We start from the raw sequence: 15,174 nt of genomic DNA on the forward strand, positions 1-15,174 counted from the left end.
TCCTTCTTAATTTTAATATAACAACAGTCAATTCATAAGTCAAAAGATTTTAATGAGTGACGTTTCAATGGCTTAACAGTAGTCTTTCAAGAGGGAAGGCAGTACAAAGAACGACGTTTAAACTAAGTACGTAATTACTTTATATTATATGATGAATTCAACGTATAAATTCAATCTTTCTTAAAATTTGATTCATTGAATAAATATGACGTATGCTATAATATGCGGTATTAAGACAAATTGGTGAGACTAGGAGATTTTCAATTATGAATAAGCCGAAATATCAAATTGTAGCGGACGAAATTAAAGAAAAAATAATTAACAAAAGCTATCAAGTTGGAATGCTCTTACCTACAGAAAAGCAATTTCAGGATAGATATAATTTAAGTCGCTATACAATCAGACAAGCAATGGATTTATTAGTCAAAGAAGGATACATTAAAAAGAAAAAAGGTTCTGGATCATATGTGAGTTACAATTATTTAAATACAAATCAGAACAATGAAACTAAAAAAATAGGCGTAATCGTGACTTACTTATCGGATTATATTTTCCCGAGTATTATTCGAGGTATTGAGAATGTATTAAAAAAGAATGGCTATTCTTTAATATTAGCAAGTACGAATAACAATCATGAGGAAGAACGTAAATGTTTAGAGATGATGCTGAATCAAGGTGTGACGGGACTTATTATAGAACCTACTAAGAGTAATGTCTATAACCCGAATTTGTCCTATTATTCATTATTCAAACAGCGAGATATTCCGATTTTAATGATTAATGCTAAGTATGATGAGTTGAATTTGCCTTATATAGCAATTGATGATGTGAAATCTGGCTATTTAGCAACAAAATATTTAGTAGATCAAGGACATGAAAATATTGCTTTAATTACTAAAATAGACGATAACCAAGGTAAATTAAGAATGAAAGGTTATTTTAATGCTTTTGAAAGTAATCATATTCTTTTTAAAGGCGAACATATTTATACATTTGATACCGAAAGTAAGCCACAAGTCATCGAACAAATTGTTCAGCATATTTGTGAGAAAAAGATTAATATCACTGGCTTAGTTTGTTATAACGATGAAATTGCTTACGAGATCATCCAAAGATTAAAACAGCGAAACGTGCAGATACCAAGCGATTTATCTGTGGTTGGTGAAGATAATTCAGTGCTAAGTAAATTGAGTGAGATGGATTTGACTACAACGTCACATCCTCAAGAATTACTTGGTAGAAAAGCAGCAGAATGGATGATTAACGCGATAAATACAGATAAAAAACAAACGTCACAACTTATAGATACATATATTATCGAACGAAATTCTGTAAAAAAAATATAAAAGACAGGCTCAAATCAATCACGCTATTGGTTTGAGCTTTTTTATAACTCAAAACATGTACGGACATAAAATAATAAATATTGACATGTACGGACAAATATTATAAGGTATATTTGAAAACGGTTTCAATAGGAGTGTTGGAAATGGATGGTTTGAAGAAAGCATTAAATAGTGAAGATATATCGATTGGTATTGAACTTGGTTCTACAAGAATTAAAACCGTAGCAATTGATCAGCATTTAAATACAGTTGCATCTGGACATTTTGAATGGGAAAACCAATTCGTAGATGGATATTGGACGTATTCCATTAATGATATCTGGGTCGGGTTACAGAAAAGTTATAGTGCAATGACAACAGAAATGAAAGAAAAACATAATTTAACATTAAAACAAGTGAAGTCGATTGGTATCAGCGGTATGATGCATGGTTATCTAGCGTTTGATCATAATGAAGATTTACTTGTACCATTTAGAACTTGGAGAAATGGTAATACAGCAAAGGCAGCTACGTTACTTAGCGAAGCGTTTCAATTTAATATTCCAGAACGTTGGAGTATTGCGCATGTATATCAAGCCATATTAGATAAAGAAGGCCATGTGAATCAAATTGAATATTTAACAACGTTAGCTGGATACGTACATTGGTACTTAACTGGTGAAAAAGTTGTCGGTATTGGCGAGGCTTCAGGCATGTTCCCTATAGATGTTAACAAAAAAGCTTATAGATCAGATTTATTAAATACAGCTAATGACTTATTTAAAGGAAAAGGATTTGAAAAGTCAGTATCAGCTATATTACCTGAAATTAAATTGGCAGGTGAAAGTGGCGGTCGTCTTACAAGTGAAGGTGCAACATTATTAGATCCTTCAGGTAATCTCGAAGCTGGTAGCGTTATGTGTCCGCCAGAAGGCGATGCTGGTACTGGTATGGTAGCAACGAACACAGTAGCGCAGAATACAGGTAATATATCAGCCGGTACTAGTGCATTTGCAATGGTTGTATTATCTGATGCATTAAAAGGCATGTACCCAGAAATTGATGTAGTAACAACGCCCGATGGTAGTGAAGTAGCAATGATTCACACCAATAACTGTACTTCTGATATTAATGATTGGATGAACGTATTTGGCGAAGTATTAAGCGTCATGGGTGTTGATTTTTCATCGGATAAGTTGTACGGACAGATATTCGAGCGTTCATTGGAAAGTGATGACAACATTGGTGGCTTACTTTCATACAACTATGTTTCAGGAGAAAACATCACAGACGTAGAGACAGGTTATCCATTATTTGTACGTGAACCAAACTATAATTTCAATTTAGCTAATTTTATGAAAATGCATTTATATAGTGCATTCAGTACTTTGAAAATTGGAATGGATTTATTGAAAAATAATGAATCGATTAACATAGATAAATTGATAGCACATGGCGGTATTTTTAAAACCAAAGGTGTCGCACAGCAAGTATTATCATCAGCACTTGAAAATAAGATTACCGTAATGGGTACGGCAAGTGAAGGTGGCGCATGGGGTGTCAGTGTTTTAGCTTACTATACCGCACAAGAATCTCAACAATCTTTAGCTACATTTTTAAATGAAGTTGTATTTTTAAACACGGAAGAAGTAACTACGGAACCAGTAGAACAAGAAGTGATTAACTTTAATAACTATGTAGAAAAAGTTAAAAAAGGTTTACCTATAGAACAATCGATAGCTAAATATTTAGGAGGCAAATAACATGTTAGAAACGTTAAAAGCTGAAGTTTTTAAAGCAAATTTAGAATTGCCAAACCGAGGATTGATTAAATACACATGGGGTAATGTGAGTGCCTTTGATGCAGAATCGCAATTATTTGTTATCAAGCCGAGTGGCGTAGATTACGATGTCATGAAACCAGAAGATATGGTGGTTTGTAATTTAGATTGTGAAGTGGTTGAAGGAGATTTAAAACCTTCTTCAGATATGCCAACGCATGCTGTCCTTTATAAAGAATTTGGTGATATTGGCAGTGTCGTACATACGCATTCACCATGGGCAACAACGTGGGCGCAATCAGGATTGAACGTGCCAGCTATGGGAACAACACATGCAGATACATTCTACGGCGAAATTCCGTGTGCTAGATTTTTAACGACTGAAGAAATCAATAAAGATTATGAGTATGAAACAGGCAATGTCATTGTTGAAACATTTAAAGAAAAAGGTATCAACCCACATGAAGTACCTGCAGTATTATTGCATGGTCACGCACCATTTATTTGGGGAGATAATTGTGAAAAAGCTGTGATGAACGCAGTAGTGTTAGAAGAAGTATGTAAGATGAATATCTTCACAAGACAATTAAATCCATTCGCAGAAACATTACCTAAAGCAGTACTTGATAAACACTTTGAAAGAAAACACGGCGCAAATGCCTATTACGGACAAAACTAAGGAGGAAACAAAATGACTACAACAAAAAAATTCTGGTTTGTGATTGGATCACAAGAACTCTATGGTGATGATGCACTCGCACAAGTTAAACAAAATGCACAAAATATTACGGACGAATTAAACGCGCAAGCACAATTACCGTTTGAAATAGAATTACAAACGAAATTAGCAATTTCTACAGATGTTATTACAGATATTATGAAAGAAGCGAATTATCGTGATGATATTTTAGGTGTGATTACATGGATGCATACATTTTCACCAGCGAAAATGTGGATTAGAGGTACTAAATTATTACAAAAACCATTATTACATTTAGCAACTCAATACAAGAATGATATTTCATGGGAAAACATTGATATGGATTATATGAATTTACATCAATCAGCACATGGAGATAGAGAATACGGTTATATTAACCGCCGTCTTAATAAGAAAAATGAAATTATTTTTGGACATTGGAAAGATGAAAATGTACAAAAGCAATTAAGAGAATGGATGGTTGTAGCCAATGCTTATAATGAAAGTTTCAACTTAAAAGTTGCAAGATTTGGTGACAACATGCGTAATGTAGCTGTTACTGAAGGGGATAAAATCGAAGCACAAATCCAATACGGTTGGACTGTAGATTATTTTGGTATAGGTGATTTAGTAGAATATGTGAATCAAGTAACAGATTCAGAAGTAGATCAATTATTTAAATCATATGAAGATTTATATGACTTTGAATACAGAGAGTACAGTAAAGACGCATTTAATGCTTCTGTTAAAGAACAAATAAAATATGAAATTGCGATTAAACGCTTTTTAGATGAGGGTGGATATACTGCTTTCACTTCTAACTTTGAAGATTTACATGGCATGAAACAATTACCAGGTTTAGCAGTACAAAGACTTAACGAACAAGTTTACGGATTTGCAGGTGAAGGTGATTGGAAGACTGCTGCTTTAGACCGCTTACTTAAAATTGCTGCAGAAAATGAAGCAACAGGGTTCATGGAAGATTATACGTACGACTTAAGAAGTCACCAATCACATATACTAGGCGCACATATGTTGGAAGTTGATCCAACATTAGCAGACACGAAACCTAAAATCGTTGTAAATCCTCTAGGTATAGGTGGTAAAGAAGATCCAGCAAGATTAGTATTCGATGGAAAAGCTGGCGACGGCGTAGTGGTCACAATGATGGATCTTGGCACACACTTCAAGTTTATTGTGAATGAAATTACTGCTAAACAATTAGATGAACCTGCACCTAACTTACCAGTAGCTAGAGTGTTATGGGATGTTAAACCATCATTAGAACAAGGCGTGAAACGTTGGATTGAAGAAGGCGGTGGTCATCACACAGTACTGTCACTTAAATTGAATACATCGCAAATAGAAATATTATTAAACATGTTTGATTCAGAATATACATTAATAAATTAAATTACAGTAGATTTGTCGTTAATCAAATAACGTAATGTAAGGCATATTTTGTTTTAAAAAAGGGTGAATGGGATGAAAATAAACAGTAAAGTTTCGAATCGCTTTATCTATTTCTTCGGTGCTTTTGGTGGGATACTTTTTGGTTATGACATAGGTGTTATGACCGGAGCGTTACCATTTTTAAGAGAAGACTGGAATATTAATAGTGGATTTATAATTGGGTTAATTACTTCGTCAGTAATGCTAGGCGCAATATTTGGTGGTATTTTAGCAGGTAAATTATCTGATACGCTTGGTAGAAGGAAAATGATTTTAATTTCTGCAATCATTTTCGTAATTGGTTCTGTTTTGTCAGGCATCGCACCACATGATGGTAGTTATTTCTTAATTATATCAAGGGTAATTCTTGGATTAGCAGTTGGTGCTGCATCAGCATTAGTACCAGCTTACATGTCAGAAATGGCTCCAGCCAAGTACCGTGGTCAATTGTCTGGTATGAATCAAACAATGATTGTATCTGGGATGTTGTTATCATACATCGTAGACTATTTCTTAAGAGGTTTGCCAGTTGAAATGGGTTGGAGATTAATGTTAGGTGCAGCAGCAGTTCCAGCAGTCATTTTATTCTGGGGCGTATTAAAATTACCAGAGTCTCCAAGATTTTTAATTAAAAATAATAAATTTAAAGAAGCTAAAATAGTCTTAAGCAACCTTAGAAATAACCAAAACGTAGATAAAGAATTTGAAGAAATAAACAAGACTATTCAAATAGAAAGTAAGAATAAAGTAAACCAATCATTAGCAACATTATTTAGTGGCAAATATAAATATTTAGTTATCGCTGGATTGGGTGTAGCTGCGTTCCAACAATTCCAAGGGGCAAATGCAATATTCTACTATATTCCATTAATTGTTGAACAAGCTACAGGTAACTCAGCAAGTACAGCTTTAATGTGGCCAATTATTCAAGGTGTGATTTTAGTATTAGGATCATTACTCTTCATTTGGATAGCGGATAAATTTAACAGAAGAACATTACTTATGTTAGGTGGTACTGTGATGGGATTATCATTCATATTACCAGCAGTCATTAATTTGATATTACCAAATGCGAATCCAATACTCATTGTTATATTTTTAAGTATTTATGTAGCGTTCTATTCATTTACATGGGCGCCGCTAACATGGGTTATAGTTGGAGAAATATTCCCATTAGCAATTAGAGGATTTGCTTCAGGTGCAGCATCTTCATTAAATTGGATTGGTTCTTTCTTAGTTGGATTACTATTCCCAATTATGACAGTGTATTTCCCACAACAAATCGTATTTGCGATATTCGGCATCATTTGTATACTCGGCGTACTGTTTGTGAAAAAATTCGTTCCAGAATCTAGAGGACGTACACTAGAAGAAATCGAAGCAATCGGTGCTTCACATGCCTCAAACAATGAAAAAGCACAAGCACAAACTGAAAAAGTATAATTAAGATATTACTTTGAGACTGGGACATATATTTATGTCCTAGTCTTTTTTATTTTCAAAAACTACAAATGTTTAGAAGTTAAATTTAAGACCCTCTCTAAAAATATCACACGTGATTTTAGAGAAGGTCCTTTTTGTGAGGAAAATGACTTTATTTTAAGAAACCTAAAACAAAGTCTACACCGCTAGCTAATGCACTCGCAATGCTTGTACCCATAGTTACCCAATCATGAGCGATACCTGCTTGGATGGCATTATTTAGTGCTTCTATGATTGCTGACATATAAAACACCCCTTTCCAAGTATTTAAAATTAAAACAAAGTTTTAATTTATCAACTACAATATAAAATATTTCCCTGTCAATTTGCTTGAAAATGCCTAACTAGCGGATTTTTATGCCTAAGTGTAATATTACTTATTTAATTGGAATTGTAAGAATTGAGTATTTCCTTTGGTTTTTATAAATTTTTATTGAATAGCATTTTAAATAGACAAGGAATATAGAGGGGGATTTAAGTGATTTAAACCCTTCTATATAATTCAGATCCTGCTGTTAACTGTATAGAAGGGTTATTAATAGAATATGCTGATTTAATAATGAATTATAATTTTTCAATATGACCTTGGATTACAGAAGCCAAACCTGTGTGTTTTGTCCCTTCGTAGCGGTATGTTTCGCGTTTTTCTAGCATATGAATTTTAATAGTGTGTTGAGCTAAGTAATGCTTAATTTCGTCTATTTCATAAAGCATTGTCTTATCTTTAGGACCACCTGTACGATATTCTAGTTGCTCTATTGAGTAAAATTCAAAATAACTGTGACCGTTTTTGGCTAATGATTGAATAAGATTATTAAACATAGCTTGTTTGCCCTCGGTAGGGACATGACCAAAAATATTAATACTATAATCAAATGTTGATTGAGTTGTTAGGTCAGGTTGTGTGATGTCACCATAATTTGCTTTTATACCAACACCGGTCTTTTGTGCTAGTTTATATTGTTTATCGATACCTATTTTAGACATATCATATGTTGTGACATCGTAACCAAGTTGTGCAAGGTAGATTGCGTTTCGGCCTTCACCTTCTGCGAATAATACTATATTTTCATTGTTTGTAGTGTTAGTTTGAAAAATGTTTTTCACAAATTCGTTTGCTTCCTCACCATAGATATAGTTGTCTGAGTCGAATTTTTCATCCCAATGATTCATTATAAAGCCTCCTTTTAAATTAAGTTAGATTATCAGTTGCATAATTGCGATAATAATTAAAATACTCACAATCCATTTTTGTACAGAGCTTGGCACTTTATTGCCTACTTTTAAACCTAATGGCGCAAAAAGAATGCTCCCAATAATTAAAAATAGTGCATCTGCCATAGGTATATAACCTTGCATAAACTTTATAATGAAAGCTCCTATTGAAGACATAAAAGCAATGACAATACTGTTAGCGACAACAGTATTCATTGGTAATTTAAATACTACTAGTAATATAGGAATAATAATAAAGGCACCACCTGCACCGACTATACCTGAAATAATACCGATTATAACTCCAATACTTATGAGTAAAGGACCGTTAAATTGAGAAGTTTGTGAAGAAGACTTCACTTTAATAAACATCAGTATTAGCGCTAGTACAGCGATTATAATATATATAACGTTTATAAATGCAGCATTAAATAAATTTGCTAGGAGCGCACCAAAAACACTTCCTACAATCATGCCCCCACCCATATAAATTACAAGTTGTGGAGAAAATTCAGGTTTTTTCCTGGCTTTTATTGAACCACTCAATGTACTAAAGAAAACCTGACTTGAAGTAAGGCCTGAGGCGATATATGCACTATATGTAGGAGCGCCAAACAATGGTGGTAATAATAGGATAGCTGGATAAATAATAATTGCGCCTCCTATACCTACTAATCCAGAGATAAATCCTCCAAATATCCCAATAAGCAACATAATAGTCATTGTGAGAATATCCATTATTTACTTTTCACTAATAATTCAATGGCTTCGTTAATTAATTCTTGCGAATCTTCATTATTTTCATCTGCTTCTCTTACACACTCAATTAAATTTTCACTAATAATGACACCCATTAATCGTTGGATAGAACTTTTAGATGCACTAAGTTGAGTAATGACATCTTTACAATGCTTTTCGTCTTCCATCATTTTAATGACGCCATTTAACTGACCTTGAACTCGTTTTATACGGTTAACCATTTTTTTATCGTAATCCATAATTTTCCCTCCATATTAAAAACTAATTACCTACATACTAAGTGAATAAATTAAAAGTGTCAAATAGGGTAGGGGGTATTTGACAATGATGTATACAGACCTTATGATACCCCTATAGGTATTTATAGGAGGATGAATATGAAACAATATAACCAAAAACATATAAATGATTTAAGTGAAACAGAATTAGCAAGATTAGCTTCTGAGGGTCAGCTGATTGACGTTAGAACAGAAGGAGAATATGAATTAGGACATATCAACGGTTCCATACTACATCCCGTAGATAACATTGAAACATTTAATTATGATAAAAATAAAACTTACTATATACACTGTAAAAGTGGAAATCGCAGTGCTAAAGTGAGCGAATACTTATCTGAGCAAAACTATGATGTAGTAAATTTAGAAGGTGGTTATCAAGCTTATGCACAGAACAATGTGAGTGAAGGTGAAGCAGCAGTAGAAAGTACAGAGGTAGATATTAAGTCAGACCGTAAACAATTTAATTACAGTAATCTTCAATGCCCAGGGCCTATAGTTAATATCAGTAAAGAAGTGAAAAATATTCAAGAAGGTGACCAAATGGAGGTTACTGTTACAGATCCAGGTTTCTCTAGTGATATTAAAAGTTGGGTGAAACAAACAGGTCATACCTTGGTTAATTTAAATGAAGATGGGCGTGGGATTAAAGCTACTATCCAAAAAGAGCAAACCAAAGATATGGAAGTTAACCATACAGATAAAGGCACTACAATTGTATTGTTTAGTGGCGAGTTAGATAAAGCAGTGGCAGCAATGATTATCGCAAATGGTGCTAAAGCTGCCGGCAGAGATGTTACTATCTTCTTTACTTTCTGGGGGCTTAACGCCTTGAAAAAGGAAAAAAATTCAAAAGTGCGTAAGCAAGGTATTGCGAAAATGTTTGATTTGATGTTGCCGAAGTCCCCTTTAAAAATGCCGCTTTCTAAAATGAACATGTTTGGATTGGGTAATGTGATGATGCGTTATGTAATGAAAAAGAAAAATGTTGATTCGTTACCATCGCTCATCAACCAAGCGATAGATCAAGAGATCAAACTGATTGCATGTACGATGAGCATGGATGTTATGGGCATTAAAAAAGAAGAGTTGAGAGATGAAGTTTCCTATGGCGGTGTAGGTACGTATATCGGCGACACTGAAAACGCGAGTCATAATTTATTTATTTAGTAGGAGTGTAACGGTTAAAAAGGAGGATGTATTATGTATTTCAAGCAATTTTATAATGAGCAATTATCGCAAGCTTCTTATCTAGTAGGATGTCAACGTACAGGTGAAGCAATAGTGATAGATCCGATACGCGATTTAGCAGAATATATAGAAGTAGCAGATAGTGAAGGGTTTACGATTACACATGCCGCAGAAACACATATACACGCTGACTTTGCTTCAGGTATTCGTGATGTCGCAGAGCGTTTAAACGCAGCAATTTATGTATCTGGAGAAGGTGATGATCAATTAAGTTATCAAAATATGCCAGACCAAACACATTACGTTAAACACCAAAATCAAATTAAAGTAGGTCACATTAAATTAGAAGTGTTACACACGCCAGGACATACCCCAGAGAGTATTAGTTTTTTATTAACTGACGAAGGTGGCGGTAGCCAAGTACCTATGGGGCTATTTAGTGGTGACTTTATATTTGTTGGTGATATCGGCAGACCTGACTTATTAGAAAAAGCAGTTCAAATGGAAGGTTCTACTGAAGTTAGTGCGGAGCAAATGTATCATTCTATTGAAACTGTGAAAGAGTTATCTGACTCTATTCAAATATGGCCGGGACATGGGGCAGGCAGTCCTTGTGGTAAGTCACTAGGTGCGGTGCCAATGTCTACCTTAGGTTATGAAAAAATGAACAATTGGGCGTTTAATGAAACGAATAAAGTAACATTCATTGAGACATTGACGTCAAATCAACCCACGCCGCCACATCACTTTGCGCAAATGAAAAAAATTAATCAGCTTGGGATGAACTTATATCATTCGTATAACGTTTATCCTAGTTTAAATAAAGATAATTTAGCATTTGATTTACGTACTAAAGAAGCTTTTCATGGTGGACATACTAAAGGTACAATCAATATCCCTTATAATAAGAACTTTATTAACCAAATCGGGTGGTATTTAAATTATAATCAACCCATTGATTTAATAGGTGACAAAGAAATTTTAGAAGAAGCGGTACACACACTACAATTAATAGGATTCGATTATGTTAGCGGATACCGTTTGCCACAGAGTTTAACGATGACATCATCTATTCATAGCAGTGATATAACTGGCAAAGAACAACACATATTAGATGTGCGTACTGAAGAAGAATGGCAGAATGGACATCTATCACAAGCGATTCATATTCCACATGGCAAATTGATGATTGAAGATATACCATTTAATAAAGAAGATAAAATATATGTTCACTGTCAATCAGGGGTAAGAAGTTCTATAGCAGTAGGAATATTAGAAGATAAAGGTTTTAATCATATTGTTAATGTAAGAGAAGGCTATCAAGCTTTTAGTGAATCAGTGAAATCAAAGTAGTAATATTGTATGTTTAGTTAAAAAAATTAGCAAAAGTGTATTTAAAATTTAACTGTGCCGCACACCCATATTATGGAAGTACGGCACAGTTTTTTAAGTGCTAAATTGATTTTACAAATGAGAGGTATATACTCGTTTTATAAACAATAATTTACATGGGAGAGGGAACTCTATGGCTGACCTTGTAGCAAAGTTAACAAACGCAATAAAATATTATGATCAAAAGAAAGTCTTAGATGGTATTAATATAGAATTAACTGAGGGAGAAATATTAGGATTGATTGGTCCTAGTGGTTCAGGTAAAACTACGACAATAAAATGTTTAATGGGTATGGAAAGTTTAGATGAAGGACAGGCTCAAATATTCAATAAACAAATACCTAATCGTAAAGTATTGAATGAAATAGGCTATATGGGCCAAAGTGACGCTTTGTATGAATCATTAACAGCAAGAGAAAATTTAGTGTTTTTTGGGAACTTGATGGGGTTAAAAGGTAAGAAATTAGAAGAAGCAATTGCTGGAAATACAAAAATAGTAAATTTAGAACATGAATTAGGAAAGGTAGTTTCTCATTTTTCAGGTGGTATGAAACGTAGACTTTCTTTGGCTATAACACTGTTAGCTAACCCCAGCCTTATTATTTTAGATGAGCCTACGGTTGGGATTGATCCTAAACTTAGAAAAGATGTTTGGAAGCAATTGAATGGATTAGCAAATAAGGGGAAATCGGTGATTGTTACAACCCATGTTATGGGGGAAGCGGAACGTTGTGATTATATAGGCTTAATTGTTGAAGGAAAATTATTTACGATTGGAACACCTCAAGAATTAAAAGATAAATTCGAAGCTGATTCTATAGAAGAAGTGTTTATAAAAGCAGAAGCGGAGGTGCAATAATGAGATTTAAAGCGATTTTTATCAGAGTTATTAAAGAATTATTACGAGATAAAAGAACGTTAGCTTTAATGTTATTTGCACCTATTTTGGTTTTAACATTGATGTATTTTATATTTGGTACTAATAATGAAACAAATATAAAAATGGGGGTGAATGCCTCAGTATCAGATGAAATTGTGAACGCTTTGCCTTCAGATAAAGTAGATATTGAAAAATATGATGCGCCTAGCTCAATTAAAGATACAATTGTGGATTCAGATTTGGATGCATATATAGAACAAAAAGGATCTAACCTAGAAGTTACTTATAAAAATGAAGATTCAAGTCTTACAGGGTCAACGAAACAATTGTTAGCAAGTGCAATCCAAAAAAATAAGATGCAAGATATGACTAACATTGTTGAAAAGATACCGGACAACATGAAACAAGACAATGGACAACAGGCAGAGGCATTGAGCATAGATAGTCATTATCTTTATGGTGATGCTGACAGCACATTTTTTGATAAAATATTTCCAATTCTCATAGGTTTCTTTGTCTTTTTCTTTGTATTCTTAGTTTCTGGTATAGCACTTTTAAGAGAACGTACGAGAGGGACTTTAGAACGTGTACTTGCAACATCTGTTAAAAGAAGTGAAATTGTCTTTGGTTATTTAGCAGGTTATGGTTTGTTTGCGATATTACAAACATTAATTATTGTATTTTATTCGATATATTTACTGAAAGTTGAAGTTGTAGGAAGTATCTGGTGGGTATTATTAATTAATATACTTATTGCATTAGCTGCTTTAGCTATTGGTTTGTTTGTTTCAACTTTTGCAAATTCAGAATTTCAAATGGTTCAATTTATACCGTTAGTTGTTATACCTCAAGTCTTTTTCTCTGGACTTATCCCCTTAGATAGCATTGCCAATTGGGTCAGTGCTATTGGCTATGTATTTCCGTTAAGATATGCCGGTGATGCGCTGACCAATGTAATGATTAAGGGACAGGGATTTGAATTTATTTGGTTCGATATTGTTATACTGTTGCTATTCATTTTGATATTTACAATACTAAATATCATTGGTCTTAAACGTTACAGAAAAGTATAAAGAATAAATTTGAAATTTTATATACATTAAAATATAAATCTAAAACACTTTCGCGTAAATTCAATAAATATGAATCTAGCGAAAGTGTTTTTATTAATTTCTATAATTTAGTCTGTTTCGTAAAAATATATAATTGTTTTTAAGTTTAACTATAGTGGAAATATCTATACATTAACTTCGAATTTTACTGTGCTGAGTTATTACTTTGAACTTCTTCCACATTATTAGAAACTTGTTTATCTTTGTCTTTAATCCAAACTTTTTCTAATTCTTCTAGTGTTTTACCTTTTGTTTCTGGAATGAATTTCCATACGAACAAGCCAGATAAAATACTCATCAGTGCGTAAAATCCATAAGTCATTGTACCGCTAATATCCATCATAGATGGGTAAGTAGAAGTGATTGTAAAGTTTGCTAACCATTGTACTGCGACAGCTATAGCCATCGCGCCACTTCTAATTCTGTTAGGGAATATTTCTGATAATAACACCCAGATAATTGGTCCCCAACTCATCATAAATGATGCAGTATATATTACTAAGAATATTAAAGTTGTAATGCCAAACGCACCATTAGCAGCGAGTGTACTCATTCCGATCATTCCAATTGCCATACCAGTAGAACCGATAATTAATAAAGGCTTACGACCAAATTTATCGACGTATAATATAGCGATAACGGTGAATATTACGTTTACTAATCCCATCACAACAGTTTGTATCATTGAGGTATTCTCACCTGCACCTAAATTTTCAAAAATACGAGGTGCATAATACAATGCCACATTGATACCGATGAATTGTTGGAAAATAGATAATAAAATACCGATAATAATCACAGTTTTACCAAAACTAAATAATGGTGCTTTTACATCTGTTAGTTTATTTTTAGTTGATAAGATATCGTTTAAAACGTTCTGTGCATGATTTTTAGAAGAGTATATTCTATTTAATACTGTAAGTGCTTCAGTGTTTCTATTATTTAAAGATAAATACCTTGGTGTTTCAGGTACTAAAAATAATAAAAAGAAAAATGCAATTGCTGGTATTGCTTCAGTCATAAACATATAACGCCATCCGATTAGTTCAATCCAACTTTGAGATTGACCGAAAGTGATACCATAGTTTACAAAATAAACGACTAACATACCAAATATAATAGCGAATTGGTTCCATGAAACAAGTCTCCCTCTTATAGAAGAAGGTGCAATTTCACTAATATACATTGGAGATATTGCAGAGGCTAATCCCACGCCAATTCCACCGATGACACGATATAGATTAAATGTTATCAGTAAAGCAAGACTGGATTCACCTGGTTCAAAAAATAAAAACTCCGGATAGCCTGATAAAAGCGCAGAAACTATAAATAAAATAGCAGCTATTTGTAATGATTTTTTACGGCCGAGACGACTTGAGAAAGTTGAAGATAACAAGCCACCAATAATACAGCCGATTAAGGCACTAGAAACTGTAATGCCATGGATAAAGCTACCGTAATCTTTAGTTAAATATTTCTGGAGAGATTGTTCAGCACCAGAAATAACTGCAGTGTCATAGCCGAATAACAACCCGCCAAGCGTTGCGATTAAAGCTATTTTAAAGATAAACTTCTTATTATTATAAGTTGACATATATCCATCCCCT

General features: G+C 33.5%; 14 protein-coding genes. 9 read left to right on the forward strand and 5 right to left on the reverse strand.

Annotation, left to right across the window (positions count from 1 at the left end; all coding sequences use genetic code 11):
- Positions 1-266 precede the first annotated feature (266 nt).
- From SOJ_RS02115 to SOJ_RS02135, 5 genes are all read left to right on the forward strand, one after another.
- The gene (locus tag SOJ_RS02115; protein WP_002506427.1) at positions 267-1,346 is read left to right on the forward strand and encodes a GntR family transcriptional regulator; all 1,080 of its coding nucleotides are present in this window, start codon (positions 267-269) and stop codon (positions 1,344-1,346) included.
- 143 nt (positions 1,347-1,489) lie between these two features.
- Positions 1,490-3,088: a xylulokinase gene (locus tag SOJ_RS02120; RefSeq protein ID WP_002506428.1), complete on the forward strand. Its 1,599-nt coding sequence runs from the start codon at positions 1,490-1,492 to the stop codon at positions 3,086-3,088.
- 1 nt (position 3,089) lies between these two features.
- On the forward strand, positions 3,090-3,785 hold the full coding sequence (locus SOJ_RS02125; RefSeq protein WP_002506429.1) for an L-ribulose-5-phosphate 4-epimerase: 696 nt from the start codon (positions 3,090-3,092) through the stop codon (positions 3,783-3,785).
- A gap of 12 nt (positions 3,786-3,797) precedes the next feature.
- Complete coding sequence (gene araA / locus SOJ_RS02130) at positions 3,798-5,219, forward strand: L-arabinose isomerase (protein ID WP_002506430.1); 1,422 nt, start codon at positions 3,798-3,800, stop codon at positions 5,217-5,219.
- A 72-nt stretch (positions 5,220-5,291) separates the two neighbouring features.
- Positions 5,292-6,701, forward strand: a complete 1,410-nt coding sequence (locus tag SOJ_RS02135) for a sugar porter family MFS transporter (protein WP_002506431.1) — start codon at positions 5,292-5,294, stop codon at positions 6,699-6,701.
- Positions 6,702-6,852: 151 nt separating this feature from the next.
- Here SOJ_RS02135 and SOJ_RS02140 read toward each other — a convergent pair whose 3' ends face one another.
- From SOJ_RS02140 to cstR, 4 genes are all read right to left on the reverse strand, one after another.
- Entirely contained in the window at positions 6,853-6,984 is a 132-nt protein-coding gene (locus SOJ_RS02140; protein WP_002506432.1) for a beta-class phenol-soluble modulin, read from the reverse strand.
- A gap of 320 nt (positions 6,985-7,304) precedes the next feature.
- On the reverse strand, positions 7,305-7,913 hold the full coding sequence (locus SOJ_RS02145; protein ID WP_002506433.1) for a methyltransferase domain-containing protein: 609 nt from the start codon (positions 7,911-7,913) through the stop codon (positions 7,305-7,307).
- A 24-nt stretch (positions 7,914-7,937) separates the two neighbouring features.
- Positions 7,938-8,693, reverse strand: a complete 756-nt coding sequence (locus SOJ_RS02150; RefSeq protein WP_002506434.1) for a sulfite exporter TauE/SafE family protein — start codon at positions 8,691-8,693, stop codon at positions 7,938-7,940.
- Complete coding sequence (gene cstR, locus SOJ_RS02155; protein ID WP_002506435.1) at positions 8,693-8,953, reverse strand: persulfide-sensing transcriptional repressor CstR; 261 nt, start codon at positions 8,951-8,953, stop codon at positions 8,693-8,695. The genes SOJ_RS02150 and cstR overlap by 1 nt, the downstream gene beginning before the upstream one ends.
- Before the next feature lie 138 nt (positions 8,954-9,091).
- Here cstR and SOJ_RS02160 point away from each other — a divergent pair, with 138 nt between their 5' ends.
- The 4 genes from SOJ_RS02160 to SOJ_RS02175 all read left to right on the forward strand — a co-directional run bounded on the left by SOJ_RS02160 (position 9,092) and on the right by SOJ_RS02175 (position 13,528).
- Positions 9,092-10,162, forward strand: a complete 1,071-nt coding sequence (locus tag SOJ_RS02160) for a DsrE/DsrF/DrsH-like family protein (RefSeq protein ID WP_002506436.1) — start codon at positions 9,092-9,094, stop codon at positions 10,160-10,162.
- 33 nt (positions 10,163-10,195) lie between these two features.
- A complete protein-coding gene (gene cstB, locus SOJ_RS02165) occupies positions 10,196-11,536 on the forward strand; it encodes a persulfide dioxygenase-sulfurtransferase CstB (RefSeq protein WP_002506437.1) in 1,341 nt (446 codons plus the stop codon).
- 172 nt (positions 11,537-11,708) lie between these two features.
- Complete coding sequence (locus SOJ_RS02170; RefSeq protein ID WP_002506438.1) at positions 11,709-12,434, forward strand: ABC transporter ATP-binding protein; 726 nt, start codon at positions 11,709-11,711, stop codon at positions 12,432-12,434.
- Positions 12,434-13,528: an ABC transporter permease gene (locus SOJ_RS02175; protein WP_002506439.1), complete on the forward strand. Its 1,095-nt coding sequence runs from the start codon at positions 12,434-12,436 to the stop codon at positions 13,526-13,528. Before SOJ_RS02170 ends, SOJ_RS02175 begins: the two co-directional genes overlap by 1 nt.
- A gap of 184 nt (positions 13,529-13,712) precedes the next feature.
- Here SOJ_RS02175 and xylE read toward each other — a convergent pair whose 3' ends face one another.
- Positions 13,713-15,161, reverse strand: coding sequence for a D-xylose transporter XylE (gene xylE, locus SOJ_RS02180; RefSeq protein ID WP_002506440.1), 1,449 nt, complete (start codon positions 15,159-15,161; stop codon positions 13,713-13,715).
- Between the last annotated feature and the right edge of the window lie 13 nt (positions 15,162-15,174).

The organism is Staphylococcus sp. OJ82, assembly GCF_000294465.1.
Lineage (GTDB): Bacteria > Bacillota > Bacilli > Staphylococcales > Staphylococcaceae > Staphylococcus > Staphylococcus equorum.